At 66.0% G+C, this 26,365-nt stretch carries 31 protein-coding genes and 1 pseudogene; 24 read left to right on the forward strand and 8 right to left on the reverse strand.

The window, feature by feature from the left end; all coding sequences use genetic code 11:
• The first annotated feature begins 47 nt into the window (after nt 1–47).
• The 3 genes from tuf (at nt 48) to WAO18_RS17465 (ending at nt 3,101) form a co-directional block, all read left to right on the forward strand.
• Complete coding sequence (tuf, locus tag WAO18_RS17455; RefSeq protein ID WP_422207517.1) at nt 48–1,238, forward strand: elongation factor Tu; 1,191 nt, start codon at nt 48–50, stop codon at nt 1,236–1,238.
• Between the two features lie 116 nt (nt 1,239–1,354).
• Nucleotides 1,355–2,203 (forward strand): SHOCT domain-containing protein, encoded by an 849-nt coding sequence (locus WAO18_RS17460; RefSeq protein ID WP_422207492.1) that lies wholly within the window; start codon nt 1,355–1,357, stop codon nt 2,201–2,203.
• Between the two features lie 70 nt (nt 2,204–2,273).
• Entirely contained in the window at nt 2,274–3,101 is an 828-nt protein-coding gene (locus tag WAO18_RS17465; protein WP_422207493.1) for a mycofactocin-coupled SDR family oxidoreductase, read from the forward strand.
• Here WAO18_RS17465 and rocD read toward each other — a convergent pair.
• Both rocD and ddaH read right to left on the reverse strand, forming a co-directional pair.
• Entirely contained in the window at nt 3,098–4,342 is a 1,245-nt protein-coding gene (gene rocD, locus WAO18_RS17470; RefSeq protein ID WP_422207494.1) for an ornithine--oxo-acid transaminase, read from the reverse strand. The genes WAO18_RS17465 and rocD overlap by 4 nt on opposite strands.
• Nucleotides 4,343–4,391: 49 nt before the next feature.
• A complete protein-coding gene (gene ddaH, locus WAO18_RS17475) occupies nt 4,392–5,243 on the reverse strand; it encodes a dimethylargininase (RefSeq protein ID WP_422207495.1) in 852 nt (283 codons plus the stop codon).
• A 113-nt stretch (nt 5,244–5,356) separates the two neighbouring features.
• On the opposite strand from ddaH, the gene WAO18_RS17480 reads away from it, so the two are divergent.
• Nucleotides 5,357–5,809: an Lrp/AsnC family transcriptional regulator gene (locus WAO18_RS17480; RefSeq protein ID WP_422207496.1), complete on the forward strand. Its 453-nt coding sequence runs from the start codon at nt 5,357–5,359 to the stop codon at nt 5,807–5,809.
• Nucleotides 5,810–5,846: 37 nt separating this feature from the next.
• Complete coding sequence (locus WAO18_RS17485) at nt 5,847–7,031, forward strand: NAD(P)/FAD-dependent oxidoreductase (RefSeq protein WP_422207497.1); 1,185 nt, start codon at nt 5,847–5,849, stop codon at nt 7,029–7,031.
• 98 nt (nt 7,032–7,129) lie between these two features.
• Here the strand turns inward: WAO18_RS17485 and WAO18_RS17490 are convergent, their stop codons facing one another.
• From WAO18_RS17490 to mftR, 4 genes are all read right to left on the reverse strand, one after another.
• Nucleotides 7,130–8,005, reverse strand: a complete 876-nt coding sequence (locus tag WAO18_RS17490; RefSeq protein ID WP_422207498.1) for a VOC family protein — start codon at nt 8,003–8,005, stop codon at nt 7,130–7,132.
• On the reverse strand, nt 8,002–8,520 hold the full coding sequence (locus tag WAO18_RS17495; protein ID WP_422207499.1) for an RNA polymerase sigma factor: 519 nt from the start codon (nt 8,518–8,520) through the stop codon (nt 8,002–8,004). Before WAO18_RS17495 ends, WAO18_RS17490 begins: the two co-directional genes overlap by 4 nt.
• 64 nt (nt 8,521–8,584) lie before the next feature.
• Nucleotides 8,585–9,625, reverse strand: coding sequence for a DUF2332 domain-containing protein (locus WAO18_RS17500; protein WP_422207500.1), 1,041 nt, complete (start codon nt 9,623–9,625; stop codon nt 8,585–8,587).
• Complete coding sequence (gene mftR, locus WAO18_RS17505) at nt 9,622–10,221, reverse strand: mycofactocin system transcriptional regulator (RefSeq protein ID WP_422207501.1); 600 nt, start codon at nt 10,219–10,221, stop codon at nt 9,622–9,624. Before mftR ends, WAO18_RS17500 begins: the two co-directional genes overlap by 4 nt.
• A gap of 102 nt (nt 10,222–10,323) precedes the next feature.
• Here mftR and mftA point away from each other — a divergent pair, with 102 nt between their 5' ends.
• From mftA to WAO18_RS17545, 8 genes are all read left to right on the forward strand, one after another.
• Nucleotides 10,324–10,419 carry a mycofactocin precursor MftA gene (gene mftA / locus WAO18_RS17510; protein ID WP_325689399.1) on the forward strand — a complete coding sequence of 32 codons (96 nt, stop codon included), beginning with the start codon at nt 10,324–10,326 and terminating at the stop codon, nt 10,417–10,419.
• A complete protein-coding gene (gene mftB / locus WAO18_RS17515; RefSeq protein ID WP_422207502.1) occupies nt 10,404–10,739 on the forward strand; it encodes a mycofactocin biosynthesis chaperone MftB in 336 nt (111 codons plus the stop codon). The genes mftA and mftB overlap by 16 nt, the downstream gene beginning before the upstream one ends.
• Complete coding sequence (gene mftC / locus WAO18_RS17520; RefSeq protein ID WP_422207503.1) at nt 10,736–11,920, forward strand: mycofactocin radical SAM maturase; 1,185 nt, start codon at nt 10,736–10,738, stop codon at nt 11,918–11,920. Before mftB ends, mftC begins: the two co-directional genes overlap by 4 nt.
• Before the next feature lie 2 nt (nt 11,921–11,922).
• Nucleotides 11,923–13,101, forward strand: coding sequence for a pre-mycofactocin synthase MftD (mftD, locus tag WAO18_RS17525; protein ID WP_422207504.1), 1,179 nt, complete (start codon nt 11,923–11,925; stop codon nt 13,099–13,101).
• 150 nt (nt 13,102–13,251) lie between these two features.
• Nucleotides 13,252–13,995, forward strand: a complete 744-nt coding sequence (mftE, locus tag WAO18_RS17530; protein ID WP_422207505.1) for a mycofactocin biosynthesis peptidyl-dipeptidase MftE — start codon at nt 13,252–13,254, stop codon at nt 13,993–13,995.
• Between the two features lie 49 nt (nt 13,996–14,044).
• On the forward strand, nt 14,045–15,457 hold the full coding sequence (gene mftF, locus WAO18_RS17535; RefSeq protein WP_422207506.1) for a mycofactocin biosynthesis glycosyltransferase MftF: 1,413 nt from the start codon (nt 14,045–14,047) through the stop codon (nt 15,455–15,457).
• Between the two features lie 3 nt (nt 15,458–15,460).
• Complete coding sequence (mftG, locus tag WAO18_RS17540; RefSeq protein WP_422207518.1) at nt 15,461–16,906, forward strand: mycofactocin system GMC family oxidoreductase MftG; 1,446 nt, start codon at nt 15,461–15,463, stop codon at nt 16,904–16,906.
• Between the two features lie 56 nt (nt 16,907–16,962).
• Entirely contained in the window at nt 16,963–17,637 is a 675-nt protein-coding gene (locus WAO18_RS17545) for a TetR/AcrR family transcriptional regulator (RefSeq protein WP_422207507.1), read from the forward strand.
• Here the strand turns inward: WAO18_RS17545 and WAO18_RS17550 are convergent.
• A pseudogene (locus WAO18_RS17550) lies at nt 17,603–18,594 on the reverse strand (cytochrome P450). The gene WAO18_RS17545 and the pseudogene WAO18_RS17550 overlap by 35 nt on opposite strands.
• Before the next feature lie 172 nt (nt 18,595–18,766).
• Between WAO18_RS17550 and WAO18_RS17555 the strand changes: the two are divergent.
• Together WAO18_RS17555 and WAO18_RS17560 are read left to right on the forward strand one after the other, a co-directional pair.
• Nucleotides 18,767–20,353 carry a carboxylesterase/lipase family protein gene (locus WAO18_RS17555; protein ID WP_422207519.1) on the forward strand — a complete coding sequence of 529 codons (1,587 nt, stop codon included), beginning with the start codon at nt 18,767–18,769 and terminating at the stop codon, nt 20,351–20,353.
• Complete coding sequence (locus WAO18_RS17560) at nt 20,350–20,709, forward strand: nuclear transport factor 2 family protein (RefSeq protein ID WP_422207508.1); 360 nt, start codon at nt 20,350–20,352, stop codon at nt 20,707–20,709. Before WAO18_RS17555 ends, WAO18_RS17560 begins: the two co-directional genes overlap by 4 nt.
• On the opposite strand, the gene WAO18_RS17565 is transcribed toward WAO18_RS17560, so the two are convergent.
• Complete coding sequence (locus WAO18_RS17565) at nt 20,706–21,182, reverse strand: hotdog fold domain-containing protein (RefSeq protein ID WP_422207509.1); 477 nt, start codon at nt 21,180–21,182, stop codon at nt 20,706–20,708. The genes WAO18_RS17560 and WAO18_RS17565 overlap by 4 nt on opposite strands.
• Before the next feature lie 407 nt (nt 21,183–21,589).
• On the opposite strand from WAO18_RS17565, the gene rpsJ reads away from it, so the two are divergent.
• The 9 genes from rpsJ to rplP form a co-directional block, all read left to right on the forward strand.
• Nucleotides 21,590–21,895, forward strand: coding sequence for a 30S ribosomal protein S10 (rpsJ, locus tag WAO18_RS17570; protein ID WP_003873519.1), 306 nt, complete (start codon nt 21,590–21,592; stop codon nt 21,893–21,895).
• 14 nt (nt 21,896–21,909) lie between these two features.
• Nucleotides 21,910–22,563 (forward strand): 50S ribosomal protein L3, encoded by a 654-nt coding sequence (gene rplC / locus WAO18_RS17575; RefSeq protein ID WP_422207510.1) that lies wholly within the window; start codon nt 21,910–21,912, stop codon nt 22,561–22,563.
• Complete coding sequence (rplD, locus tag WAO18_RS17580; RefSeq protein ID WP_422207511.1) at nt 22,563–23,255, forward strand: 50S ribosomal protein L4; 693 nt, start codon at nt 22,563–22,565, stop codon at nt 23,253–23,255. Before rplC ends, rplD begins: the two co-directional genes overlap by 1 nt.
• Nucleotides 23,255–23,557, forward strand: coding sequence for a 50S ribosomal protein L23 (gene rplW / locus WAO18_RS17585; RefSeq protein ID WP_422207512.1), 303 nt, complete (start codon nt 23,255–23,257; stop codon nt 23,555–23,557). Before rplD ends, rplW begins: the two co-directional genes overlap by 1 nt.
• A gap of 35 nt (nt 23,558–23,592) precedes the next feature.
• On the forward strand, nt 23,593–24,432 hold the full coding sequence (gene rplB / locus WAO18_RS17590) for a 50S ribosomal protein L2 (RefSeq protein ID WP_422207513.1): 840 nt from the start codon (nt 23,593–23,595) through the stop codon (nt 24,430–24,432).
• A 9-nt stretch (nt 24,433–24,441) separates the two neighbouring features.
• Complete coding sequence (gene rpsS / locus WAO18_RS17595) at nt 24,442–24,723, forward strand: 30S ribosomal protein S19 (protein ID WP_073880559.1); 282 nt, start codon at nt 24,442–24,444, stop codon at nt 24,721–24,723.
• Complete coding sequence (gene rplV / locus WAO18_RS17600; protein ID WP_422207514.1) at nt 24,720–25,319, forward strand: 50S ribosomal protein L22; 600 nt, start codon at nt 24,720–24,722, stop codon at nt 25,317–25,319. The genes rpsS and rplV overlap by 4 nt, the downstream gene beginning before the upstream one ends.
• Entirely contained in the window at nt 25,319–26,161 is an 843-nt protein-coding gene (gene rpsC, locus WAO18_RS17605) for a 30S ribosomal protein S3 (protein WP_422207515.1), read from the forward strand. Before rplV ends, rpsC begins: the two co-directional genes overlap by 1 nt.
• A 3-nt stretch (nt 26,162–26,164) precedes the next feature.
• Nucleotides 26,165–26,365 (forward strand): 50S ribosomal protein L16 (gene rplP / locus WAO18_RS17610; protein WP_422207516.1); only part of this gene is annotated, 201 nt, incomplete at its 3' end.

Here is a 26,365-nt window from a genome sequence, read left to right on the forward strand (position 1 = left end):
AACAACACTGCTTTAACAAGCACCAACAAGTCCAGGAGGACACAGAAGTGGCGAAGGCGAAGTTCGAGCGGACGAAGCCGCACGTCAACATCGGGACCATTGGTCACGTTGACCACGGCAAGACCACGTTGACCGCGGCTATCACCAAGGTCCTGCATGACAAATACCCCGCACTCAACGAGTCGCGCGCGTTCGACCAGATCGACAACGCGCCCGAAGAGCGTCAGCGTGGTATCACGATCAACATCTCCCACGTGGAGTACCAGACCGAGAAGCGTCACTACGCGCACGTCGATGCGCCGGGCCACGCCGACTACATCAAGAACATGATCACCGGTGCCGCCCAGATGGACGGCGCGATCCTGGTGGTCGCAGCCACGGACGGCCCGATGCCGCAGACCCGCGAGCACGTGCTGCTGGCCCGCCAGGTCGGTGTGCCCTACATCCTGGTCGCGCTGAACAAGGCCGACATGGTTGACGACGAGGAGCTGCTGGAGCTCGTCGAGCTGGAGGTCCGCGAGCTGCTGGCCGCCCAGGAGTTCGACGAGGACGCCCCCGTTATCAAGGTGTCGGCGCTAAAGGCCCTCGAGGGTGACGAGAAGTGGGTCAAGTCCGTCGAGGAGCTGATGGACGCGGTCGACGAGTCGATCCCGGACCCGGTCCGCGAGACCGACCTGCCGTTCCTGATGCCCGTCGAGGACGTCTTCACCATCACCGGTCGTGGCACCGTGGTGACCGGCCGTGTCGAGCGTGGCGTGATCAACGTGAACGAGGAAGTGGAGATCGTCGGCATCAAGCCGGCCAGCACCAAGACCACGGTCACCGGTGTCGAGATGTTCCGCAAGCTGCTGGACCAGGGCCAGGCCGGCGACAACGTCGGACTGCTGCTGCGTGGTATCAAGCGTGAGGACGTCGAGCGTGGCCAGGTCGTCGTGAAGCCCGGCACCACTACGCCGCACACCGACTTCGAGGGCAGCGTCTACATCCTGTCCAAGGACGAGGGTGGCCGGCACACGCCGTTCTTCAACAACTACCGTCCGCAGTTCTACTTCCGCACCACCGACGTGACCGGTGTGGTGACGTTGCCGGAGGGCACCGAGATGGTGATGCCCGGTGACAACACCGAGATCGTGGTGAAGCTGATCCAGCCCGTCGCCATGGACGACGGTCTGCGGTTCGCGATCCGCGAGGGTGGCCGCACCGTCGGCGCCGGCCGGGTCACCAAGATCATCAAGTAGTTTCACAGCAGAAGCGGCGCTCACCCGAGAGGGTGGGCGCCGCGTTTGCGTTATGCTTCGGTCCGCGTAGCGATACGCTGTCCCGCGTCATCGATCGGCCGACGACTGGAGCAGCCATGCTAGCGCGCTATATCAAAGCCCAACTCATCGTTCTGGTGTGCGGAGGGCTGGTCGGCCCGATCTTCCTCATCACCTACTTCGCGCTCCCCGGGATGCTCGGCTCGTTTGGCCCCGAAGTGGACTCGATGGCGCGGCAGTCAACCCAGTGGTTGCTGTGGGCCGGGATGCTGATCACCGTCGCCGACGTGCTGGTCGCGTTGTGGTTGGCCGACCGCGGCGCTCGTACTTCGGCCAAAAGCGCCGCTCTCCATCAGACCGGAGTGCTGGCGACGGCGCAGATCATGGGCCTGGCCGAAACCGGAATGCGCATCAACGAGCGGCCGGTGGTCAGCCTCGACCTGCACATCAGCGGACCCGGGTTCGATTTCAGCGACCGAAAGCGGGTGACCGTCGACATCTCGAAACAGGCCATTGTCACCGCGCGCAAACTCGTGGTGCTGGTGGACCCGAACACCCGCCAATACGAGATCGACTGGCAGGCAAGCGCGTTGATCGCCGGTATCGTCCCCGCACAAATTCAGATCGCCGAGGACAACAAGACCTATGACCTCAGTGGGCAGGCCGGCCCGCTGATGGAAATCCTGCAGATCTATAAGGCCAACAACCTCCCGTTCGGCGGCTCGGTCGACATCCGCAGTTACCCGGCGGTGCGCCAACAGGTCTTGGCCGTGGTTCGGCGCGCGGCTGAGCAGCAGCCTGCACCGGCCGGGGCCGGTGGGGTGGCCGCGCCGCCCCAGCAATCGGTGTCCGAGCGGCTCGAGGAACTGGACAAACTGCATGCCAGCGGCGCGCTCTCGGACACCGAGTACACCGCAGCGCGGCAGAAGATCATCGGCGAACTCTGACCGACGAGGCGATTAGAACACGTTTCAGTTTCGCTGCTAGCCTGATCGGCAGTCGTCGAAAGGGGCTACGGTGTCCGGTCCGTCGGGAGCATTGCAGGGGCGGGTCGCGTTCATCACCGGCGCCGCGCGTGGTCAGGGCCGCGCCCATGCGGCCCGGCTGGCACGCGAGGGCGCTGACATCATCGCCCTGGATATCTGCGCACCGGTGTCCGACAGCATCAGCTATCCCGCGGCGACCCCGGAAGACCTGGCCGAGACCGTTCGTGCGGTCGAGGCCGAGGGACGCAAGATGCTGGCCCGGCAGGTCGACATTCGCGACGACGGCGCGTTGCGTCAGCTGGTTGCCGACGGTGTCGAGGAGTTCGGCCGACTGGACATCCTGATCGCCAACGCCGGTGTGCTCAGTTGGGGACGGCTGTGGGAGCTCACCGACGAGCAGTGGGACACCATCATCGGGGTGAACCTGACCGGGACGTTTCGCACCATACGCGCGGCGGTGCCGGCGATGATCGAGGCCGGCAACGGCGGGTCGGTCATCGTGGTCAGCTCGTCGGCCGGGCTGAAGGCCACGCCGGGCAACGGACACTATTCGGCCTCCAAACACGGGCTCACCGCACTGACCAACTCGTTGGCCATCGAGCTCAGCGAGTTCGGCATCCGGGTCAACTCGATCCACCCCTACTCGGTCGACACGCCGATGATCGAACCGGATCTGATGATGCAGGTATTCGGCAAGCATCCGCACTACATCCACAGCTTCGGCCCAATGTTGCTGCAGCCCAATGGATTCATGGGTGCCGCCGAAGTGTCCGACGTGGTGTCGTGGCTCGCCGGGGACGGCTCTGGGACGTTGACCGGAGCGCAGATCCCGGTCGACAAGGGCGTGCTGAAGTACTAGCTCGCGATATCCCTCAGGGTATCGGCGAATCGCTCTACGGCCCAATCGATTTCGGTCGCGGTGATCACCAGCGGGGGAGCGAAACGCAGCGTCGATCCATGGGTGTCCTTGACCAGGATGCCGCGCTCGGCAAGTCGCAGACAGACGTGCTTGGCGCTGCCGAGTGCGGAGTCGATGTCGACGCCGGCCCACAATCCGCGCCCGCGCACGGCAACCACGCCATAACCGATCAGCTTCTCCAGCCGCCAGTGCAGCCGCGCCCCCAGTCGCGCCGCGCGGTCCTGGAACTCACCGCGATCCAGCATCGACACCACGGTGGTGCCGATCGCGGCCGCAAAGGGGTTGCCGCCGAACGTCGAGCCGTGCTCGCCGGGGTGCAGCACCCCGAGAACCTCGCGATCGGCCACCACCGCGGACAGTGGAACCACACCGCCACCCAGCGCCTTCCCGAGTAGATAGATGTCGGGCACCACGTCCCAGTGGTCGCAGGCGAAGGTACGGCCGGTGCGGGCCAGACCCGACTGGATTTCATCGGCGATCAGCAGAACACCACGGGCTGTGCAGATTTCACGAACCGCCGGCAGGTAGCGGTCCGGCGGCACGATGACGCCGGCCTCGCCTTGGATCGGCTCGAGTAGTACGGCGACGGTGTGCTCGTCGATCGCGTCGGACAGCGCGCCGGCGTCACCGAAGGGGACCGAGCGAAAGCCCGGCGTGAACGGCCCGAAGCCGCTTCGCGCCGTCTCATCCGACGAGAAGCTGACGATGCTGATCGTCCGGCCGTGAAAGTTGTTGTCGGCCACCACGATATTTGCCAGGCCGGCGGGCACACCCTTGACGTCGGCGCCCCATTTGCGGGCGACCTTGAGCGCACTTTCAACTGCTTCGGCGCCGCTGTTCATCGGCAAGACCATGTCCTTGCCGCACAGCGCGGCAAGCGCCGCGCAAAACCGGCCGAGGGCTTCGGCATGAAACGCACGGCTTACCAACGTGACGACATCGAGCTGGGCGTGCGCGGTTGCGGTGATCTCGGGGTTGCGGTGCCCGAAATTCACCGCCGAATATGCGGCCAGGCAGTCGAGATAGCGGCGTCCTTCGACATCGGTGATCCACGACCCCTCTGCGCTGGCGGCCACTACCGGCAGCGGCGAATAGTTGTGTGCGGCGTAGCGCTCATCCAGCGCGATCGCCGACGCGGTCAGTGCGCCGCAGTGGGCGGGGTCGGTATCAAGCAGTGTCATCGGCGTCGCTCCTCCTCATCGCTGTGCTCTGCATCGTCGCTGGCTCGTGTCACGAATACACCTCCAGCGTGCAGCATTTGACCGAGCCGCCGCCCTTGAGCAACTCGGACATCTCGACACCGATCGGTTCGAACCCGGCGTCGCTGAGCTGGTGGGCGAAGCCGACCGCGGCGGCTGGGAGTACCACGTGGCGGCCATCCGAGACGGCGTTGAGGCCGAACGCGTAGGCGTCGGCACTGTCCACCACGATCGCATCGGGGAACAGCGTCTCCAGGTGGGCTCGCGAGACGTACGCGAAGGCCGGGGGATAATAGGCGATGGTCGTGTCGTCGAGCACGGTCAGCGCGGTGTCGAGATGGTAGAAGCGCGGGTCGAGCAGTTCGAGGCTGATCACCCGGCGGTCGAAGATGCCGGCGATCTCACTGTGCGCTCGCAACGCGGTTCGAAAACCGTATCCGGCCAGGATGATGTCGCCGACCGGCAGCAGATCGCCCTGGCCTTCGTTGACGTGCTTGGCATAAACGGGATCGAACCCTTGCGCCTCTAGCCATTTCCCGTAGGCGGCTGATTCTTGTTGACGCTGAGGGTATTTGAAACGGGCAACGACAGCGGTGCCGTCGATGATCAGCCCACCGTTGGCGGCATAGACCATGTCGGGCAACCCGGGCACCGGATCGACCAGGTCGACAGTGTGTCCTAGTTGCAGGTAGACGTCGTGCAAGTGCTGCCATTGAGCGAGCGCGGTGGCTGGGTCGACGGGATTGGCGGTGTCCATCCACGGATTGATCGCGTAGTCGACCGTGAAGAACTGCGGCGGCGTCATCACGTAATGCCGAACGGCGGCTTTGCGTTCGGTGGTGTGACGCCTGGTTTCGGCCTCGGAATGCGCGAAGGTCGTCATAAATCAACGGTATGGGAGCCTCACGCGCAATGTATCAATGACTGTTGCGTATATAGGGCTAATGTGTTGCGTGAAATGCCATAATGTGAAGGTCTGTTGTGGCTGGAGGGCTTATGGACCGATTGGACGGCATCGACGAGCAGATTCTCGCCGAGCTTGCCCAACACGCCCGCGCGACTTTTGCCGAAATCGGTGAGCGGGTGCGCTTGTCGGCCCCGGCGGTCAAACGTCGGGTGGACCGGCTGCTCGACAGCGGAGTGATCCGCGGTTTCACCACCGTTATCGATCGCACTGCGGTGGGCTGGAACACCGAGGCTTACGTCCAGGTCTATTGCCACGGCCGGATCGCACCAGAAGAGCTGCGGCGCGCCTGGATCGATATTCCCGAAGTCGTCAGTGCCGCAACGGTAACCGGGACTGCTGACGCGATGCTGCGGGTGTTGGCGCGCGACATGCAACATCTGGAGGACGCCCTGGAGCGGATCCGCACCAGCGCCGACATCGAACGCAGCGAGAGCATCGTCGTGCTCTCCAACCTCATCGATCGGTCGCGCGCGCAGGGGTGAGCAACTGTGGACCGCCGCAATCGTGTATGAACTCCAAATGACCACTAGCTCTGGCGACCACGGAATTGTGATCGTCGGCGGAGGACTCGCCGCGGCCCGGACCGCCGAGCAGTTGCGCCGGGCGAACTTCGACGGTTCGCTCACCATCGTCAGCGACGAGGTCCACCTGCCCTATGACCGCCCCCCGCTGTCCAAGGAGGTGCTGCGCAGCGAAGTCGATGACGTGACGCTCAAGCCGCGCGAGTTTTACGACGAGCAGAACATCACCTTGCGGTTGGGCGCGGCGGCCACCGGTATCGACGCCGCCGCGCAGACCCTGACGCTCGATGACGGATCAACGCTCGGCTACGACGAACTCGTCATCGCGACGGGCTTGTTGCCGCGGCGCATTCCGGCATTCCCAGACTTGGACGGCATCCGGGTGCTGCGCTCCTTCGACGAAAGTCTGGCTCTGCGTCGTCACGCGTCGCAAGCACGGCACGCGGTGGTAGTCGGCGCGGGGTTCATCGGCTGTGAAGTCGCGGCCAGTTTGCGTGGTCTGGGAGTCGACGTAGTGCTGGTCGAACCGCAACCCGCGCCGCTGGCAGCGGTGCTTGGCGAACAGATCGGCGGACTGGTCGCCCGGCTGCACCGCGCCGAAGGCGTAGACGTGCGATGCGACGTCGGGGTGGCCGAGGTCCGGGGCGGCGATCACGTCGAGACCGTGCAGCTGACCGATGGCACCGAGCTGAGCGCCGACCTGGTGGTCGTGGGCATCGGCTCGCGGCCGGCCACCGATTGGCTCGACGGCAGCGGTATCGAGGTCGACAACGGCGTGATCTGCGACGCCGCCGGCCGGACCAGCGCGCCCAACGTGTGGGCCCTCGGCGATGTCGCGTCCTGGCGCCACCCGAAGGGACATCAAGTGCGCGTTGAACATTGGAGCAACGTCGCCGAGCAAGCCCGTGCCGTTGTGCCCGCGATGCTCGGCCAGGACGCACCGTCTAACGTCGTCGTCCCCTATTTCTGGAGCGACCAGTACGACGTCAAGATCCAATGCCTGGGCGAGCCCATCGCCACCGACATCGTGCACGTCGTCGAGGACGACGGCCGCAAATTCCTCGCCTACTACGAGCGCGACGGCGCGGTGGCCGGCGTCGTCGGCGGCGGTATGCCCGGCAAGGTGATGAAGTCGCGCGCCAAAATCGCTGCGGGGGTGCCGATCTCCGAAGTCCTGGGCTAATCCAAGAACCGCTCGAGGGCTTCGCGTAGGCCGGGAAGTGCCTTCGCTGACTCTGGCCGCCGCGCGCGACAGCGTGGGGTGACCGGTAAGTCGTCGGCCTAGAACTCGCCGAGGTAGAAAGGCGAGCCCTGATCGTCGGTGCACTCGGCCTGTATACCGTAGGGCTGTCGCGCAGGCTCGGTCAGCACAGTTCCGCCGGCTTCACGGACTCGCGCGACGGCGGCGTCGATGTCAGCCACCGTCCACATCGGAACCGTTGTCGACCCTGCATTGCCGCCGCCGACGCCGGCCATCGGATGGGTGGTCGCCACCTGCCATCCGTCGTCGATTCGGCCGGCCGTGAACGTCCAGTGCAGAATCCGGCCGTAGAAGTCGCGGAAGACCGCCGAGTCGGACGTGCGGTAGGTGACGTAAGCGAGTTCGCCGGGGCCAGATCCGTTGAGTGTCAGCCGTTTCTGACCGGGACGCGGTTCGTATACCGCGAACGCGACGCCTTGTGGATCGATGGCGTCGAGGATCACGCCGTAGTCGGCTCGGCGTACTTCACCCGGCGTTCCGCCGGCCTCGGTGATCGTTCGCCGGGCCTCCTGCACATCGGTCACGGCGTAGCAGCAGAACAGCGTGGGCGCGGCCGAACTGGGGGCGATGCCGATCGGGAGATCGGTACTGGTCACTTGGTGCGCTGCGGGCGCATAGGACCATCCGAGCACGTGCTCGTAGAAATCGGCCGCGCGTGCGGGGTCGGGCACCCAGATCGAGACATAGCCGATGTCGCCGTGCTGAATGAGTTCGTCGGCAGCCGGTTCGTTCAGCCCGGCGATCTCTGCGTCGGTGTTACTCATATCCACTCCTACTGTTCGATTCGGCAGGGTCAGCGCAGACTCCAGCCGCCCGCGCAGTCGTGCGGCGAACGCCGGATCAGGCTGTACCGGAAGGTCTTCGGCGCGCAGCACGTTCAGCGGATCGTGATTCATGACGTGCCTCCTTCCGGGTAGAGCTGTTTGAATGCCCGCCGGGCGCGGACCAGTAGCGCCTCGGTGGCATGGATCGTCCGCCCGATCAGCTCGGCGCATTGGGGTACCGAGCAGTCGTCCATGTAGCGCAGGGCCAGCACCGCGCGGTGCGGTTCGGACAGCCGGGTCAGGACACTTTCGGCAACGATGCGGTCCAGCTCGGCGTCCCAGTCGTCCAACGGGTCGGCCGGTTCCGGCAGTTCGGCCACCGGCACAGTGAGCCGATCGTGCCGACGCCGGTAATGATCGGCGAGCTTGTGCCGTGCCACCCCGATCAGCCACGGCACCCCGATCGGCGGCGGTTCCTTTTTGCGCGCAGCATCCATTGCCGCGAGAAACGTCTCCGACGTCAGATCCTCCGCCGTGGCGCGATCGGCGCAACGACGGACGAAGTATCCGTACACAATCGGCAGCGCCTGGTCATACAGCGCCAAGAGCGCCCGGGCAGCGTCGTCGGGGTCCGGTAGCGCGCTCACACCCTTATCGTCGCGGTGGAGCCGGAAACTCCGACGGGTTAGCGAGAATTTTTTCCCGGCGCCGTTATTCCCAGATGACCGGCGGACCGTGCGGCGAGCACACGCCCAGCACGCGATCGTCCCCGCCGGGCCAGCAGCGGGCGCGAACCGCGAACTCGACCGGAGACTCGGGTGTGCGCCGATGTGGCTCCAGCGTCAGATGCGCGAAGGGTGCACCCGGAAGCGCCCGTGCGCCCAGTTCTTCGATCCCGGCCGAGACGGTGTCCTGCTCGGCTGCCGAGAGGTACTGCCACATGATCGAGTGCCACAGCACGGTGAGCGCGCCGTGGGAAAGCTCCAGTCCTGCAACGGCATCGGTGGCATTGCAGCGGTGCAGCGGCGCCGGTACCCGCCGCGCGATGCTGATTGCTCCGCGCAGCCGCTCCAGCCGGGCCGGCTGATCCGGCCAGACGTAGCTCAGCAGTGCCAGCTCGCCATCGGAGCTGGTCGCGTCCAGCGGCGCGATGTCGTAGCCGTGGCGCTCGACGATCTGCACACCCGCGGCAAAAGGCAGTTTGCCGCGCCACGCGTCGTCGACAGCCACCGGTGAATCGGCCGGGCCCCATTCGCCGCCGGGATAGCGGTAGCGGTACTGCTCGGCGCGCAGGTTCAGCCCGGCACTGCAGCCGATCTCGAAAAGCCTTACCGGTGCCTCGAATCGTTCGACGAGTGTCAGCAGACCACCGATCAGCGCGGCGGACCGGCCTACTTCGTTGGTCTGGGGTGGCTGATCGAGCCCGGCGTGCAGATACTCAACATTCTCCGAGGCGGCCGACACGATGTCGGGCCACCCGGCCTCGGCGTCCCAGTTCCCGCCGACACTGGGGTACCAGCGGCGCAGCGCCGGCGCACGGCCGTCGAGAACCAGCCGGTGCAACCCGCCGAGCAACCTGAGCGGCAAAGCCATCCGGCCAGAATCGTTTTCGTGTCCGGACAGGATTTCCGCGAATACACCGCCGGCTTCGACATCGGCGGCCACCTGTTGCAAAACGTCGCCGTACATCGGCGAGCCCATGGCTGCGCAGACCTGACCCTGCACCGCAATGGAACGCAACAACCGGCTCATTGGCCCAGGTCCTTCAGCCCGGCTCGCACGACGTCGAAGGCATCGCCGAGCGCTTCCGGCAGCGAGACTCCTTCGTCGTCCAGCCAGTGCTCGTATGCGCTGAGGGCGACACCGAGCATCATCCACGCGACCGTCTGCGGCTGCAGGTCGGTGGTCTTGGCGCCGGTCCGGCGTGCCACGAAACCCGCGATGACAGCGCGCCATCCCGCGTACATAGTCATCGAATACGCCTGTAGCTCAGCGGTTTGCAAGATCACCCGCATTCGCTGCCGGTGCCGGACGGTCTCGGATTCGTCAAAGGTGTTGAACGACAGTAGCGCAGCGCGCAACGCTTCGCCGAGCTGCATGTCGGGCTCTACATCGTCCAGCAGCTCTCGCAGGTGCCGCAGGTGAGCATCGAAGTCCCCCCAGGGAATTGCGTTCTTCGAGGCGTAGTAGCGAAACACGCTCCGGCGGGCGATACCTGCTGCCTGCGCGACGTCGTCGACGCTTACCTCCGAAAATCCACGCTTGGCGAACAGCCCAAGCGCGACGTCGGTGATGTGTTGCGGAGTGGTAGACCGGCGGCGGCCGACCCGCGGCTGCTGTTGCGCCATGATCCCCGCCCTTCCATTCCGGCACTCGATGCCATATTCTGTCTGAGATTCTGACCACGTCGACGCGACTTGTCGAGCCCCCACCGAAAGAAAGGCAACGTCATGGAGCCCAACCAGCAGACCGACACCGACACCGAGCTCGTCACCGAGACCCTGGTTGAAGAGGTGTCCATCGACGGGATGTGCGGGGTCTACTGACCGTGAGCGCCGTATCGCCGGCGGGCGAGCGGGGCGAGTTCGATCCCGATCGCGCGTGGCGGTTGCACCCGCAGGTCGCCGTGCGGCCTGAGTCTTTTGGTGCGCTGTTGTATCACTTCGGAACTCGCAAACTGTCGTTCCTGAAGAACCGCACCATCCTTGCGGTGGTCCAATCGCTGGCCGATCACCCCGACGTCCGGGCCGCTCTCGGCGCGGCCGGCGTCGAGGAGTCAGAGCAGCAGCCCTACTTGCATGCACTCGGTGTGCTGGCCGGGTCGCAGATGCTTGTGCGAGCCGAAGAGAAAGAGGCAGCAGCATGACATCGACGGTGCCACGTCTGATCGAGCAGTTCGAACACGGGTTGGATGCACCCATCTGCTTGACCTGGGAGCTGACCTACGCGTGCAACCTGGCCTGCGTGCACTGCCTGTCGTCCTCGGGCAAACGCGATCCGCGTGAGCTGTCCACACAGGACTGCAAGGACATCATCGACGAGCTGGAACGCATGCAGGTGTTCTACGTCAATATCGGCGGCGGCGAACCGACTGTGCGGCCTGACTTTTGGGAGCTGGTCGACTATGCCACCGCGCACCACGTCGGGGTGAAGTTCTCCACCAACGGTGTGCGGATCACCCCCGAGGTGGCAGCCCGGCTGGCTGCCAGCGATTACGTCGACGTCCAGATCTCGCTGGACGGCGCGACCGCCGATGTCAACGACGCCGTTCGTGGGCCCGGGTCCTTCGCGATGGCCATCAGGGCCCTGGAGAACCTTGCCGCCGCGGGATTCTCCGACGCCAAGATCTCCGTGGTCGTGACCCGCCACAACGTCGATCAGCTCGACGAATTCGCTTCGCTGGCAAGCCGGTACGGCGCCACGCTGCGCATCACCCGACTGCGTCCCTCTGGTCGTGGCGCCGATGTCTGGGACGACCTGCATCCGACCTCCGACCAGCAGGTGCAGCTGTACCACTGGCTGGTCGCCAAGGGCGATCGAGTGCTGACCGGCGACTCCTTCTTCCACTTGTCCGGACTGGGCGAGCCGGGCGCGCTGGCCGGGCTGAACATGTGCGGCGCCGGGCGGGTGGTATGCCTTATCGACCCGGTCGGCGACGTGTATGCCTGCCCGTTCGCCATCCATGATCGCTTCCTGGCCGGAAACGTGTTGTCCGACGGTGGCTTTGACACGGTCTGGAAAGACGCTCCGCTGTTCCGGGAGCTGCGCGAACCGCAGTCCGCGGGGGCCTGTGGAAGCTGCGGGCACTACGACAGCTGCCGCGGTGGCTGCATGGCGGCCAAGTTCTTCACCGGCCTGCCGATGGACGGCCCCGACCCGGAATGCGTCGAGGGCTACGGAGCGCCGGCCCTGGCCCAAGAGCGCGACAAGCCGCGGCCTGCGGGCGATCACTCACATGGCCGACGCAAGAGCGGTCCCGTACCGCTGACGCTGACGGTGCATCCCCGCACGGCACCACAGCGGCTGTGCAACGAGAGCCCGGTCTAGCCGTGGCACGTGATGTCTGGTTCGAGACGGTCGCGATCGCGCAGCAGCGGGCGAAGCGGCGGCTGCCCAAGTCGTCCTATGCCGCCCTGGTGGCCGCCAGCGAAAAGGGGCTGACGGTTTCCGACAACGTCGAGGCGTTCGGCGAACTGGGTTTCGCGCCCCATGTGGTCGGCGCGCTCGAGAAGCGTGATATGTCGACAACCGTTATGGGACAGGATATTTCCCTGCCGGTGATCATCTCGCCGACGGGCGTTCAGGCGGTCGATCCGGACGGTGAAGTAGCCGTGGCACGGGCGGCCGCGGCGCGCGGGACGGCGATGGGGCTTTCGTCGTTCGCCAGCAAGCCGATCGAGGAAGTGATCGCCGCCAACCCGAAGCTCTTCTTCCAGGTCTACTGGTCGGGCGGGCGCGACGTGATCGCCCAGCGGGTCGAGCGGGCCAGGCAGGCCGGTGCCGTCGGATTGATCGTCACCACCGACTGGTCGTTCTCCCACGGCCGGGACTGGGGCAGCCCGAAGATCCCCGAGCAAATGGATCTGCGAACCATGTTGCGGATGTCGCCGGAGGTGATCACTCGTCCCGGATGGTTGTGGAGATTCGGCAAGACGCTGCGTCCGCCGGATCTGCGGGTGCCCAACCTGGCCCAGCGCGGGGAGCCCGGGCCACCCTTCTTCGCTGCCTACGGGGAGTGGATGTCGACGCCGCCGCCGACGTGGGCGGACATCGCCTGGCTGCGCGAGCTGTGGGGTGGACCGTTCATGCTCAAGGGTGTGATGCGCCTCGACGACGCGAAAAGGGCTGTGGATGCCGGTGTTTCGGCGATCTCGGTGTCCAATCACGGCGGCAACAACCTGGACAGCACCCCGGCGGCGATTCGCGCGCTGCCAGCTGTCGCCGACGCGGTCGGCGACCAGATCGAGGTTTTTCTGGATGGCGGCATCCGGCGCGGCAGCGACGTCGTCAAGGCGCTGGCTCTCGGCGCGCGTGCTGTCATGATCGGCCGCGCCTACCTGTGGGGTCTCGCGGCCGCCGGGCAGACCGGCGTAGAGAACGTGCTCGACATCCTGCACGGCGGCATCGACTCCGCGTTGATGGGTCTGGCGCGCGCCTCGGTGCACGACCTCAACCGCGACGACGTCCTAGTGCCGGCCGGCTTCACCCGAACGCTCGGAGCAAACTAGCCCGCGGCGAGGGGCGCGTAGCCGGCTCGCGACTGCGAGACCAGCGAGTATGTTGATGCGGACGTGGCTGACGTGGCGACGTTGACCGGTCTTAGTCAACGGGCGGCGGGAAATAATTTTTCGAGAGCGCCAACAACCGATGCACGACAGGTGAATTCGTCTTACCATCACCAAGTGGTACTCCGGCCCGACCTCGGGGGCTCTACGTCGAGCCAGCTGCAAAGCATGCCGTTAGCGCTCACGGTACCGGTTGGGTCCACCGAGCAGCACGGGCCGCACCTGCCATTGGACACCGACACCCGGATCGCGACCGCGGTCGCCGGCGCGGTCGCGGCACGCCTGGCCGACGGTCCCGACCTCACGTGGATGGTGGCGCCGGCAATCGCCTATGGCGACAGCGGCGAGCACCAGAGCTTCCCCGGAACGATCTCGATCGGCACCGACGCCTTGAGCTCGCTGCTGCTTGAGTACGGCAGGTCAGCGACCTGCTGGGCGCAGCGCCTGCTCTTTGTCAACGGCCATGGCGGAAACATTGCGGCACTGAGCCGCGCGGTGAACCGACTGCGGTCCGAGGGCCGTGACGCCGCGTGGTGTCCGTGCGTGGTCGTCGGTGGCGACGCGCACGCGGGGCACACAGAAACTTCAGTATTGCTGCATATTTCACCCGCCGAGGTACGTACCGATCGGTGGCGCGCGGGCAACAGCGCGCCGCTGGCCGACCTGCTGCCGTCGATGCGCAGTGGGGGAGTCGCGGCGGTAAGTGAGGTCGGAGTGCTGGGCGACCCGACGACGGCAACCGCGGCCGAGGGTGAGCGGATGCTGGCTGAGATGGTCGACGACTGCTCGCGCCGGGCGCGGCGCTGGGCGCCCGCAGCCGACGGGATGCTCACATGACGCGCGTCGACGACGGTGCCGGCGTAGCCGGCGCTGAGGAGCGGCGCTTATGACTCAGGCGCGTTTGCCGGATGGATTTGCTGTGCAGGTCGACCGGCGGGTCCGGGTGTTGGGCCAGGGCGCGGCTTTGCTGGGCGGCTCGCCTACCCGGATCCTGCGGTTGGCGCCGGCCGCTCAGGACATGCTCGCCGATGGCCGGCTGAAGGTCCGCGACGCGGTGAGCGCCGAGCTGGCCCGCACGCTGCTCGATGCGACGGTGGCACACCCACGACCTGCTGGCGGCCCGTCGCACCGCGATGTGACGATCGTGATTCCGGTGCGCGACAACACTTCTGGCCTACGTCGATTGGTCTCGTCGTTGCGCGGACTGCGGATAGTCGTCGTCGACGACGGATCGTCCACGCCGATCAGCGTCGAGGATTTCTCGTTTGCGCACCCCGACCTCGAGGTGCTGCGGCACGGCGAGAGCCGTGGTCCGGCCGCGGCCCGCAATACCGGCCTGGCGGCATGCAAGACGGGTTACGTCGCCTTCCTGGATTCCGATGTCGTCCCGCGCCGCGGCTGGCTGGAAGCTCTGCTCGGGCACTTCTGTGACCCGACCGTGGCACTCGTCGCCCCGCGAATCGTCGGACTGGCGCAAACCGACCACGTGGTCGCTCGGTACGAGGCATTGCGCTCCTCGTTGGACCTCGGGCAGCGCGAAGCTCCGGTCATTCCTTACACCAGTGTCTCGTATGTGCCGAGCGCCGCAATCATTTGTCGCACTTCGCCTTTGCGTGATGTCGGCGGCTTCGACGAAACCATGCGTTCCGGTGAGGATGTCGACCTCTGCTGGCGACTGGTCGAGTCCGGCGCCCGGCTGCGTTACGAGCCGATTGCCCAAGTGGCACATGATCATCGGACCGAACTGCGGGATTGGGTTGCGCGCAAAGCTTTTTACGGTGGTTCGGCCGCCCCGCTGTCGATTCGGCACCCGGACAAGATCGCACCGTTGATGATTTCCGGCTGGGCGTTGACGGCATGGATCCTGATGGCACTCGGCTCGAGCTTCGGTTACCTGGCATCACTTTTCGTGGCGGCGCTGACCGGTCGGCGGGTCGCGAAGAGCATGCAAGGCACCGAGACCCAGATGTGGGACGTACTGACCGTGGCCGTCCGCAGCCTTTGGTCGGCGGCGTTGCAGCTTGCGTCGGCGATCTGTCGGCACTATTGGCCGCTGGCCCTGCTGGCGGCCATTGCGTTCCGATCGTGTCGCCGGGTCGTCCTGGTCGCTGCCATCGTCGACGGGGTGGTGGATTGGGCCAGTCGCCGGCGAACCGCCGACGAAGACGCCCAGCCGATCGGGCTGCTGACCTACTTGCTGCTCAAGCGCGTCGACGACCTGGCCTACGGTCTCGGGCTGTGGTACGGCGTGGTGCGGGAACGCAACCTCGGTCCGCTCAAGCCGCAGATTCGAGTCTGACCCCTGACCGCAGCGGCGCTGCACAGCGATGTTCTGATCATTGGCGCAGGAAGTGCTGGATCCGTTGTCGCAGCCTATCTTTCGGCTGATACGAACTGCCTGGTTACCGTGCTCGAGGCCGGTATCGGCCTTCTCGACCCGGCGTTGCGGGCCGAGACCACCAACGGGCTACGACTGCCGATCGGTGCTGCCAGCCCATTGGTCCAGCGCTATCACACGCAATTGACCGATCACCCGGTCCGGCAGACCGCGATCGTGCGCGGTGCGACGATCGGCGGCTCCGGTGCAGTCAACGGCGGGTACTTCTGCCGGGGTCTGCGACGCGACTTCGACGGCTACCGGCTACCTGGCTGGGCGTGGTCTGACGTCGTCGAGCACTTTCGCGGGGTCGAGACCGACCTGGATTTCACCGGGCCGGCCCACGGCGATTCGGGTCCCATCACGGTTCAGCGGACACGCGAAATCATCGGTAGCACAGCGATGTTCGTCGATGCAGCGCGGCGGCGCGGGTTCGGCTGGCTTCCCGATCTCAACGACCTGGACGACATCGCCGGGCTGCCGTCGGGCGTGGGTGCCGTGCCACTCAACATCGTCGAAGATGTTCGGATCGGCCCCGGCGCCGCATACCTGCTGCCCGCGCTGCAACGCGACAATCTCTCTTTGCTGACCCAAACGCGGGCCGTCCGAGTGCGCTTCTCCGGCAGTCGTGCAGTTGGCGTGGACGCCATCGGTCCGCGTGGACCGATCACGTTGAGCGCCGACCGCGTAGTGCTGTCGGCAGGTGCCATCGAATCCGCCCATCTCCTCATGCTTTCCGGAGTCGGGGAAGAAACGATGTTGCGGGCTGCCGGGGTAGGCGTGGTGGCCCGGTTGCCGGTCGGTCTGGCATTCAGCGATCACCCCGAATGGGTGCTACCGACGACCTGGGCGGTCGCGGCTGGGCGGCCCGTGCTCGAGGTGGTGCTCAGCACGCCCGACGACATGGAAATCCGACCGTATACCGGCGGCTTCATCGCGATGGTCGGCGACGGGACGGCGGGCCACCCGGACTGGCCGCACCTTGGGGTGGCGCTCATGCGGCCGCGGGCCCGGGGGCGGATCACCCTGGTCGCCGCGGATCCGCTGGTGCCGCCGAAGATCGAACACCGCTACGACAGCGAGCCGGCCGATATCGCGGCACTGCAGAGCGGCTGCGACCTTGCCCGCGAAATAGCCGGCCCGACAACCCAAGTCGGCGAGCCGGCCTGGTCGACGTCGCAACATTTGTGCGGCACCGCCCCGATGGGCGCCCCCGGAGATCCGTTGGCAGTCGTCGATCCCCAGTGCCGCGTGCACGGTATCGACGGGCTGTGGGTGATCGACGGGTCGGTATTGCCGACGATCACCAGCCGCGGTCCGCATGCCAGCATCGTGATGCTGGGGCATCGGGCCGCGGAGTTCGTCAGCTGATTCGTGTGCGGTCGGTATCAGGCCGCCGACGCGCTTGCGTACCCTGTTCAGATCGGATGAAGGAGGTGGTCCACATCACCGACAAGACCGATCCTCGGCCGGCGCGTTCCCGGGCCCGGTTGCTGGAGGCGGCCACCGCGCTCCTTCGTGCCGGTGGCCCGAGCGCAGTGACCGTCGATGCGGTCACGCGTGGCGCCAATGTCGCCCGAGCCACCCTGTATCGGCACTTCCCGAGCGGAAACGACTTGCTGGCAGCGGCTTTCCACGGCCTGATCCCGCCGGCGCCGATGCCATCCGAAGACGGCACGTTGCGCGAGCGGCTGATCGCGGTCGTGCTGGCATTCGGGCAGTCGATTGCCGAGGCGCCGGGCATGGTGATGGCGATGAGCTGGCTGGCGCTCGGGCGAGACCTCGAGCAGCTGCCGGAATCACGTCAGACCCGCACCGCCGACAGCCCCGCGGTCACCACCCTGCGCGAACGGATCGCCCAGCAGTACGCGGCGCCGTTCGACGCGATCTTCGACAGCCCCGAGGCCGCCGAACTGGGCGACATCGACCGCTCGCGAGCGATCGCCTTGCTGATGGGCCCGGTGGTGCTGGGCCGGCTGTCCACCCTGCCCGATTTCGATTACCGCGAGTGCTCGCGCGCAGCCGTGGATGGCTTCCTGCATGTGCAGCGCGCGCAGAACAGAGAGGTCATCGAAGCTGGTAACGAATCGGCAGGTGCTTGAGTCCGCCGACGAACGTCGTCAGATGAGTTCCGGGTTTCCATTGAGCTCAATCGATTTCAGCCGCGGGATCAGCTCGGTGAAGAAACTGTTCACCTCCATCCGGGCCAGCGCCGCGCCCAGGCAGAAGTGCACGCCATAGCCGAATGCCAAGGGTCTGTTCGGATCGCGTCGGACGTCGAAGCGGAACGGATCGTCGAACACTTCTTCGGCGCGGTTTCCGGAGACGTAGGAGAGGTGCACCGATTCGCCCTCGGCGATCGGCACCCCGCGTATTGCGGTGTCCGCCGTCGCGGTGCGTATGAACTCCTTGACCGGCGTCACCCACCGGATCATTTCCTCGGTGGCCAGCGGCATCAGATCGGGGTTGTCGCGCAACCGCTTTCGTTGATCGGGATTTTCGATGAGCGCGTGCAGGCCGCCGGCGATCGTCGCGCTGGGAAAGTCCCACTCCGGCACGCCCAGCAGCGACATGATCACGTAGAGCGGGTAGTTCATCGCGACCTCTTGCACGAAGTCACATTCGCTGCCGGCGGCCAACATTTTGTCGACATAGATCTTGGCCAGTTCGTCGACACGGACTTTGAGTGCCCGCATCGCTTTGGGGCGGAACCAATCCGCACCGATCGCCCGCACCACCCGGTGTTGCGGGTCGTCCATGTGGATCAGGGTGTGCAACCCCATCCCGGCGTCCAGTTGTTCGCGCGCCATGTCGTCGGCTTCGGCGGTAGCCAGCAACGGCCGCGGCTCGTTGATGAACAGATCGTTGGCTCGCTCGATTTCCATGATGTCGGCATGCCTGGTGATCGCCCAGAACGGCCGATAGGGCGGGCTGTCCACCAGGGACACCGGGGCGTGGGCCCGCAGGTGGGTCAGCGCCGCCTGCAGCCGCGGTTCGTCCGCGTAGGACTTCGGATCAACAAATACCTTGGCGGCCTCGTCAACGATTGGTGTGCTCATCTGCCTGGTTCACCTGGCGGATTGATCGCGGATTTTTTGACACGTGTCATGTTCAGTCTCGGTGATCGCGAATTATCCGATGAGCACTTTCCGATAATCCGTAGGCTGTCTTTTCGTGCCGATCCGATCGCCTCGTCGCCGACGAGCCTGGCCCGCCCTGCTGGTCGCGGCCATGATGTCGGTCGCCTGCGGGCAGAGTGCCGTCGTCGCGCCGCGCAAGGCCGAGCCGCCGTACGCCGGTCCGCTGGATGCCGGCGTCGTCCGCACTGCGATGGGATCTATCCGCGGCATGGTCGCCTCGGATTACCGCCTCTTCCAAAGCATTCCGTATGCGGAACCGCCGGTGGGGCCGCTGCGATGGCAATTACCGCGGCCCGCTGTGCGCTGGCCAGGGATGCTGGACGCCACCAAGGCCGGTCCGCAGTGCATGCAGGACACCGGCCCTAACCCGCGGGCGGGCAAGCCGACCAGCGAAAACTGCCTGACCCTCAACGTCTGGACTCCGCCGCGCGGGCAGCACAACGAGAAGCGCCCGGTGATGGTGTGGATCCACGGGGGAGGCTTTGTCAACGGCAGCGGCGACATCTATCACTCGCGCTGGCTGGCAGCCCGGGGTCACATCGTCGTCGTCACGATCAATTACCGGTTGGGTGCGCTCGGTTTCCTGGCCCACCCGTCGCTCGGTCCGCCGGGCACGGTGGGCAACTACGGCCTGGCCGACCAGCAGGCCGCGCTGCGCTGGGTCCGCGACAACATCGCCGCGTTCGGCGGCGACCCCAAAAAGGTGACCATCGCCGGGGAATCCGCGGGCGGCATGTCAGTGTGCGATCACCTTGTCGCACGCGGGTCGGCCGGTCTGTTCCGTGCGGCGATCATTCAGAGCGCACCGTGTCAGGCGCAGGCCGACCTGGCGTTCGGACAGCGACAAAGCGTCGAATACGCGATCGCGGCGGGCTGCCGCAATCCCGCCACCACCGCACGGTGTCTGCGCGCGTTGCCGGCGACCCGGCTCGAGCATCCGCCCTGGTACTACTTCATCGGCGACTCCGACGCGCTCTCCGGCCCGGTCACCGGGACGGCGGCGCTGCCGGAGGGTCCGATCGCGGGACTCGCCGCCGACCATGCAGCCCGCGTTCCGGTGCTGATCGGCGTCAACCACGACGAGTTCACGCTTTTCGCGGCGCTGCGAGCCTCGAGGTTGAATCGCGGAGTCAGGGAGGGCGAGTATCCCCATGTGCTCGACGACATCTTCGGCGCCGCCGATGGGGGCCCGGTGCAGGCGCATTATCCACCCGATCAATACGGTGGCGACGTTTCGCTGGCCTATTCGGCGGCGGTCACCGACGGCGTTTTTGCTTGCACCACAGACCGATTGGCCGATTCGCTGAGTCGCAACGCGCCGGTTTACGCCTACGAGTTCGACGATCCGCACGCGCCGGCGCCCAAGTTCTTGCGCGACGCGCCGTTCCCGGTCGGCGCCAGTCACTCGCTGGAACTGCGATACCTGTTCAGCATGGGTGGCGCGCAGCCGCTGGATCCGGCCCAGCAGATACTGTCCGACCAGATGATGAGCTATTGGAGCCACTTCGTCACCGATGGCGCACCGAAGGCCGCCGGCCTGCCCGACTGGCCGGCCCAGGACGGTAGCCCTGACCACAATTTCTGGATGTCGTTGCGGCCCGGAGGAAGTCAGCTCACCACTGACTTCGAGGAGGCGCACCAGTGCCCGTTCTGGGCGACCTTGAAGGGTAAATCGTGAACACACCGGAGCCGGCCGGCTTCGCCGCGCAATGGGCCGCGGCCTGGAACCGCCGCGATGTCGACGCCGTGCTCGCGCATTTCCACGATGACGTCGTCTTCACGTCGCCGATCGCGGCCGAATTTGTGCCTGGCTCAAGCGGAGTCGTACGCGGCAAAGCAGCGCTGCGCGAATACTGGTGCACCGCAGTGAAAGCCGTGCCCGACCTGCACTTCGACATTGTCGGGGTCTACCGGGGTGTGTCGGTGCTGGTGATCAACTACCGCAACCAGAGCGGCACTTTGGTGAGCGAGGTGCTGGAGTTCGACGGTGGGCTCGTGCGCCGCGGGCACGGAACGTATCTGGTGGACGGCTAGCCGACCGGCGTCACCCAGGTGGTGATGTCGGCGTGTACGACTTCCTCGCCGTGGCGGTCGATCACGCTGACCGGCACGACGAGATCGACGCCGTCAGTGATCTGCGCGAAATCCGGCGGGTCCAATTGGGCCCGTGCGGACAGCGATGTGGTGGCCTTCCCGAGGTACTGAACGTTCATCGCCTTCGGTATCCACCGGTGGCTGCGCGGGACGGTGGCTTCCATCAGCATCCCCATCGCCACCTCGGCGGCATTGCAGGACGCGATCGCGTGCACGGTGTGTAGGTGGTTGTAGACAAAGAACCACTTCGGAACCCGCACTTCGGCCAGGCCGGGCTCCATCCGCACCACGTGCGGCAGCACCGAGGCGAAGTAGGGAACTCGCGCCATCGCCGCCATCGAGAACAGCCGGCTGCCGCCGGGACGGTTGGAAAGACGCTGCCATGCGGCATATGTGCTGGTCGGGCTGGTCATGACGACATACCTTACTCTGGAGTAAGGAGCCGTCGCCGAGGCGTCTGGCGCGGCCGCGCGGCCGACCGTTTCACCGGTGACGAGCCGCGTCGGTAGGCGGGTCGGGAGGATTTGGCCGATACCGGGATCTAGGGCATACTGTTCGGGTTGCCTTGCGCCGGGTTCAGGCCTGGCCGGGCATACGACCGGCGTCCAAACGGGCGCCTCCGGTCCCAATCTTGGAGCGTGACCAATTTCGGTCGCGGACCAGGCTGCGTGAGGGTGACACACCCGACCGCGGGGGCCGGTGGACCAAGACAGGTAAACAGCGGCGCAAGAACCGGGCGCACCGCCGTGATCGGCCAGACCGATCAAAGGCGATCGGTGCCCGGCGGGAAACCGGGTCTCGACCTGGAGAGTGAGGAAGCGTGGCGGGACAGAAGATCCGCATCAGGCTCAAGGCCTACGACCACGAGGCCATTGATGCCTCGGCGCGCAAGATCGTCGAGACGGTTGTCCGGACGGGCGCCAGCGTGGTGGGCCCGGTGCCGCTGCCCACCGAGAAGAACGTGTACTGCGTTATTCGCTCACCGCACAAGTACAAAGACTCGCGGGAGCACTTCGAGATGCGCACTCACAAGCGCCTGATCGACATCCTTGACCCGACCCCGAAAACCGTTGACGCGCTGATGCGCATCGATCTGCCTGCCAGCGTCGACGTCAACATCCAGTAGGAGAGCTGCGAGCAATGGCGAGAAAGGGCATTCTGGGCACCAAGCTCGGTATGACGCAGGTGTTCGACGAGAACAACCGCGTCGTTCCGGTAACGGTGGTCAAGGCCGGGCCGAACGTGGTGACCCGCATCCGTACTCCGGAGGTTGACGGGTACAGCGCGGTGCAGCTGGCCTACGGCGAAATCAGTCCCCGCAAGATCAACAAGCCGCTGACGGGTCAGTACGCCGCCGCTGGGGTCAACCCCCGTCGGCACATGGCAGAGTTCCGTCTCGACGACGAGGCCGCTGCGGCCGACTACCAGGTCGGTCAGGAGCTGACGGCCGAGATCTTCGCTGCCGGAACCTATGTCGACGTGACCGGCACCTCGAAGGGCAAGGGTTTCGCGGGAACCATGAAGCGTCACGGCTTCAAAGGTCAGGGAGCCAGCCACGGCGCACAGGCGGTTCACCGCCGCCCCGGTTCGATCGGTGGTTGCGCAACTCCGGCGCGGGTGTTCAAGGGCACCCGGATGGCCGGCCGGATGGGTAACGACCGGGTGACCACCCAGAACCTCTTGGTGCACTTGGTCGATGCCGAAAACGGCGTGCTGCTGATCAAGGGCGCTGTCCCCGGCCGCACGGGTGGACTTGTCGTGGTCCGCAGCGCGATCAAGCGAGGTGAGAAGTAATGGCTGCCCAGAAGGCCCAAAAGGCGGAGCAAAGCGGTAAAGCTTTGCAGATCGATGTCAAGACGCCCGCCGGTAAAACCGAAGGCTCCGTTGAGCTACCGGCCGCGCTATTCGACGTACCCGAGAACATCGCCCTGATGCATCAGGTGGTCACGGCGCAGTTGGCCGCGGGACGCCAGGGCACTCACTCGACCAAAACTCGCGGCGAGGTCCGTGGTGGCGGCCGAAAGCCCTACCGGCAGAAGGGCACCGGTCGCGCCCGCCAGGGTTCGACGCGGGCGCCGCAGTTCACCGGTGGTGGTGTCGTGCACGGTCCCCAACCCCGTGACTACAGCCAGCGCACCCCGAAGAAGATGATCGCCGCCGCGCTGCGCAGCGCGTTGTCGGACCGGGCCCGCAACGGCCGCATCCACGCGGTCACCGAGCTGGTGTCGGGGCAGACGCCGTCGACCAAGGGCGCCAAGGCTTTCCTGGGCACGCTGACCGATCGCAAGCAGGTGCTGGTGATCATCGGACGTAGCGATGAGACCGGCGCGAAGAGTGTGCGCAACCTACCCGGTGTGCACATCCTGACGCCAGACCAGCTCAACACCTACGACGTGTTGCGCGCCGAGGACCTGGTGTTTTCGGTGGAGGCGCTCAACGCCTACATCGAGGCGAACACCCGTACCGCTGAGGAGGTTTCGGCCTGATGGCGACCGTCACTGACCCCCGCGACATCATCCTGGCCCCGGTCATCTCGGAGAAGTCCTACAGCCTGATCGACGACAACGTGTACACGTTCCTGGTGCACCCCGACTCGAACAAGACGCAGATCAAGATCGCGATCGAGAAGATCTTTTCGGTCAAGGTGGCAGCGGTGAACACAGCTAACCGCCAGGGGAAGCGCAAGCGCACCAGGGCTGGATACGGACAGCGGAAGAGCACCAAACGCGCCATCGTGACGTTGGCGCCCGGCAGCAAGCCGATCGAACTGTTCGGCAACACGGCGTAGCCACGAATAGCCGAGGATAGAGAGACTTAACAGACATGGGAATTCGCAAGTACAAGCCGACGACTCCGGGTCGCCGCGGTGCCAGCGTCTCCGATTTCGCCGAGATCACCCGCTCCACTCCGGAGAAGTCGTTGATCCGGCCGTTACACGGTCGCGGTGGACGCAACGCGCACGGCCGCATCACCACCCGCCACAAGGGCGGCGGCCACAAGCGGGCTTACCGGGTGATCGACTTCCGTCGCAACGACAAAGACGGCGTCAACGCGAAGGTCGCGCACATCGAGTACGACCCGAACCGCACCGCCAACATCGCGTTGCTGCACTTCTTGGATGGCGAGAAGCGCTACATCATTGCGCCGCAGGGACTTTCCCAGGGCGACGTGGTCGAGTCCGGCGCAAACGCCGACATCAAGCCGGGTAACAACCTGCCGTTGCGCAACATCCCGGCCGGTACGTTGATCCACGCGGTGGAGCTACGGCCCGGCGGCGGAGCCAAGCTGGCCCGCTCGGCGGGATCCAGCATCCAATTGCTCGGTAAGGAAGGCACTTACGCCTCGCTGCGGATGCCAAGCGGTGAGATCCGCCGTGTCGACGTGCGCTGCCGCGCCACTGTCGGCGAGGTGGGCAACGCCGAGCAGGCCAACATCAACTGGGGCAAGGCCGGCCGGATGCGCTGGAAGGGCAAGCGCCCGACGGTCCGTGGTGTGGTGATGAACCCGGTGGACCACCCGCACGGTGGTGGTGAGGGTAAGACCTCCGGTGGTCGTCACCCGGTCAGCCCCTGGGGTAAGCCCGAAGGCCGTACCCGTAAGCGCAGCAAGCCCAGCGACAAGCTCATCGTCCGACGCCGGCGCACCGGCAAGAAATCGCGCTAGGAGCAGCCGATGCCACGCAGCCTGAAAAAAGGTCCGTTCGTCGACGACCATCTGCTCAAGAAGGTCGACACGCAGAACGAGAAGAACACCAAGCAGGTCATCAAGACCTGGTCGCGCCGCTCGACCATCATCCCCGACTTCATCGGTCACACGTTCGCCGTCCACGACGGTCGCAAGCATGTGCCGGTGTTCGTCACCGAAGCGATGGTGGGTCACAAGCTGGGTGAGTTCGCACCGACGCGCACCTTCAAGGGACACATCAAAGACGACCGGAAGGCCAAGCGGCGATGAGCACGGCTACTGAATTCCCGTCGGCGACCGCCGTCGCACGGTTTGTGCGGGTGTCGCCGACCAAGGCGCGCCGGGTGATCGACCTGGTGCGCGGCAAGTCGGTGGCCGAAGCGCTGGACATCCTGCGCTGGGCGCCGCAGGCGGCCAGCGAGCCGGTGGCCAAGGTCATCGCGAGCGCTGCGGCCAACGCGCAGAACAACAATGGGCTGGACCCGTCGACTCTGGTGGTGGCCACCGTGTTCGCCGACGGCGGCCCGACCGCCAAGCGAATCCGTCCGCGCGCCCAGGGCCGCGCTTTCCGGATCCGTAAGCGCACCAGCCACATCACCGTCGTGGTGGAGAGCCGGCCGTCCAAGGACGCGCGGGGCGCACAGTCGGCGAGCGCCACCCGCGCGCGTCGCGCGCAGGCCAGCAAGGCCGCGGGCACGGCACCTGCCAAGAAGGCCCCGGCCAAGAAGGCCGCCGCCGACAAGGCGCCGGCCAAAAAAGCAACGGCTGAAAAAGCGCCGGCAAAGAAGGCGCCAGCAAAGAAGGCATCCGCCGCGAAGTCCGCTGGGACTGAAGCGACTTCGGACGCGAAGGGAGGCTCGCAGTAGTGGGCCAGAAGATCAATCCGCACGGATTCCGGCTCGGCATCACCACCGACTGGAAGTCCCGGTGGTATGCGGACAAGCAGTACGCGGACTACATCAAAGAAGACGTGGCGATCCGCAAGTTGCTGTCGACGGGCTTGGAGCGCGCCGGCATCGCCGACGTAGAGATCGAGCGCACCCGCGACCGGGTCCGGGTGGACATCCACACGGCTCGGCCGGGCATCGTCATCGGTCGGCGCGGCACCGAGGCCGACCGCATCCGAGCTGACCTGGAGAAGCTGACCGGCAAGCAGGTGCAGCTCAACATTCTCGAAGTGAAAAACCCTGAGTCGACGGCACAGTTGGTGGCGCAAGGCGTCGCCGAACAGCTGAGCAACCGCGTGGCGTTCCGCCGCGCGATGCGTAAGGCCATTCAGTCGGCGATGCGGCAGCCCAACGTCAAGGGCATCCGGGTGCAGTGCTCGGGTCGCCTCGGTGGTGCCGAGATGAGCCGTTCGGAGTTCTACCGCGAAGGCCGGGTGCCGCTGCACACGCTGCGCGCCGACATCGACTACGGCCTGTACGAGGCCAAGACCACCTTCGGCCGCATCGGCGTGAAGGTGTGGATTTACAAGGGCGACATCGTCGGTGGCAAGCGCGAGCTGGTGGCGCCGTCGGCCGGTGCCGAGCGTCCGCGCCGCGAACGTCCGTCAGGCACGCGCCCGCGTCGTAGCGGATCCGCCGGAACCACCGCGACCAGCACCGAGGCCGGACGCGCCGCGTCGAGTGCCGAGGAGACTTCTACCCCGCCAGCCGCTGCGCCAGCGGAGGCGCCTGCTGTCGAGGCGCAGAGTACGGAGAGCTGAGTCATGTTGATTCCCCGCAGGGTCAAGCACCGCAAGCAGCACCACCCGCGCCAGCGCGGCATCGCCAGTGGCGGCACGACGGTGAGCTTCGGCGACTACGGCATTCAGGCGTTGGAGCACGCCTACGTCACCAACCGGCAGATCGAGTCCGCTCGTATCGCCATCAACCGGCACATCAAGCGTGGCGGCAAGGTGTGGATCAAC

Source organism: Mycobacterium sp., from assembly GCF_049278535.1.
Classification (GTDB): Bacteria; Actinomycetota; Actinomycetes; order Mycobacteriales; family Mycobacteriaceae; genus Mycobacterium.

Coding starts and splice junctions, on each gene's coding strand:
- WAO18_RS17460 (WP_422207492.1), top strand. CDS start 1,355: ATGCTAGCGCGCTATATCAAAGCCCAACTCATCGTTCTGGTGTGCGGA.
- rocD (WP_422207494.1), bottom strand. CDS start 4,342: ATGACACTGCTTGATACCGACCCCGCCCACTGCGGCGCACTGACCGCG.
- ddaH (WP_422207495.1), bottom strand. CDS start 5,243: ATGACGACCTTCGCGCATTCCGAGGCCGAAACCAGGCGTCACACCACC.
- WAO18_RS17480 (WP_422207496.1), top strand. CDS start 5,357: ATGGACCGATTGGACGGCATCGACGAGCAGATTCTCGCCGAGCTTGCC.
- WAO18_RS17485 (WP_422207497.1), top strand. CDS start 5,847: ATGACCACTAGCTCTGGCGACCACGGAATTGTGATCGTCGGCGGAGGA.
- WAO18_RS17490 (WP_422207498.1), bottom strand. CDS start 8,005: ATGAATCACGATCCGCTGAACGTGCTGCGCGCCGAAGACCTTCCGGTA.
- WAO18_RS17500 (WP_422207500.1), bottom strand. CDS start 9,625: ATGAGCCGGTTGTTGCGTTCCATTGCGGTGCAGGGTCAGGTCTGCGCA.
- mftR (WP_422207501.1), bottom strand. CDS start 10,221: ATGGCGCAACAGCAGCCGCGGGTCGGCCGCCGCCGGTCTACCACTCCG.
- mftA (WP_325689399.1), top strand. CDS start 10,324: ATGGAGCCCAACCAGCAGACCGACACCGACACCGAGCTCGTCACCGAG.
- mftC (WP_422207503.1), top strand. CDS start 10,736: ATGACATCGACGGTGCCACGTCTGATCGAGCAGTTCGAACACGGGTTG.
- mftF (WP_422207506.1), top strand. CDS start 14,045: ATGACTCAGGCGCGTTTGCCGGATGGATTTGCTGTGCAGGTCGACCGG.
- WAO18_RS17545 (WP_422207507.1), top strand. CDS start 16,963: ATGAAGGAGGTGGTCCACATCACCGACAAGACCGATCCTCGGCCGGCG.
- WAO18_RS17555 (WP_422207519.1), top strand. CDS start 18,767: ATGATGTCGGTCGCCTGCGGGCAGAGTGCCGTCGTCGCGCCGCGCAAG.
- WAO18_RS17565 (WP_422207509.1), bottom strand. CDS start 21,182: ATGACCAGCCCGACCAGCACATATGCCGCATGGCAGCGTCTTTCCAAC.
- rplC (WP_422207510.1), top strand. CDS start 21,910: ATGGCGAGAAAGGGCATTCTGGGCACCAAGCTCGGTATGACGCAGGTG.
- rplD (WP_422207511.1), top strand. CDS start 22,563: ATGGCTGCCCAGAAGGCCCAAAAGGCGGAGCAAAGCGGTAAAGCTTTG.
- rplW (WP_422207512.1), top strand. CDS start 23,255: ATGGCGACCGTCACTGACCCCCGCGACATCATCCTGGCCCCGGTCATC.
- rplB (WP_422207513.1), top strand. CDS start 23,593: ATGGGAATTCGCAAGTACAAGCCGACGACTCCGGGTCGCCGCGGTGCC.
- rpsS (WP_073880559.1), top strand. CDS start 24,442: ATGCCACGCAGCCTGAAAAAAGGTCCGTTCGTCGACGACCATCTGCTC.
- rplV (WP_422207514.1), top strand. CDS start 24,720: ATGAGCACGGCTACTGAATTCCCGTCGGCGACCGCCGTCGCACGGTTT.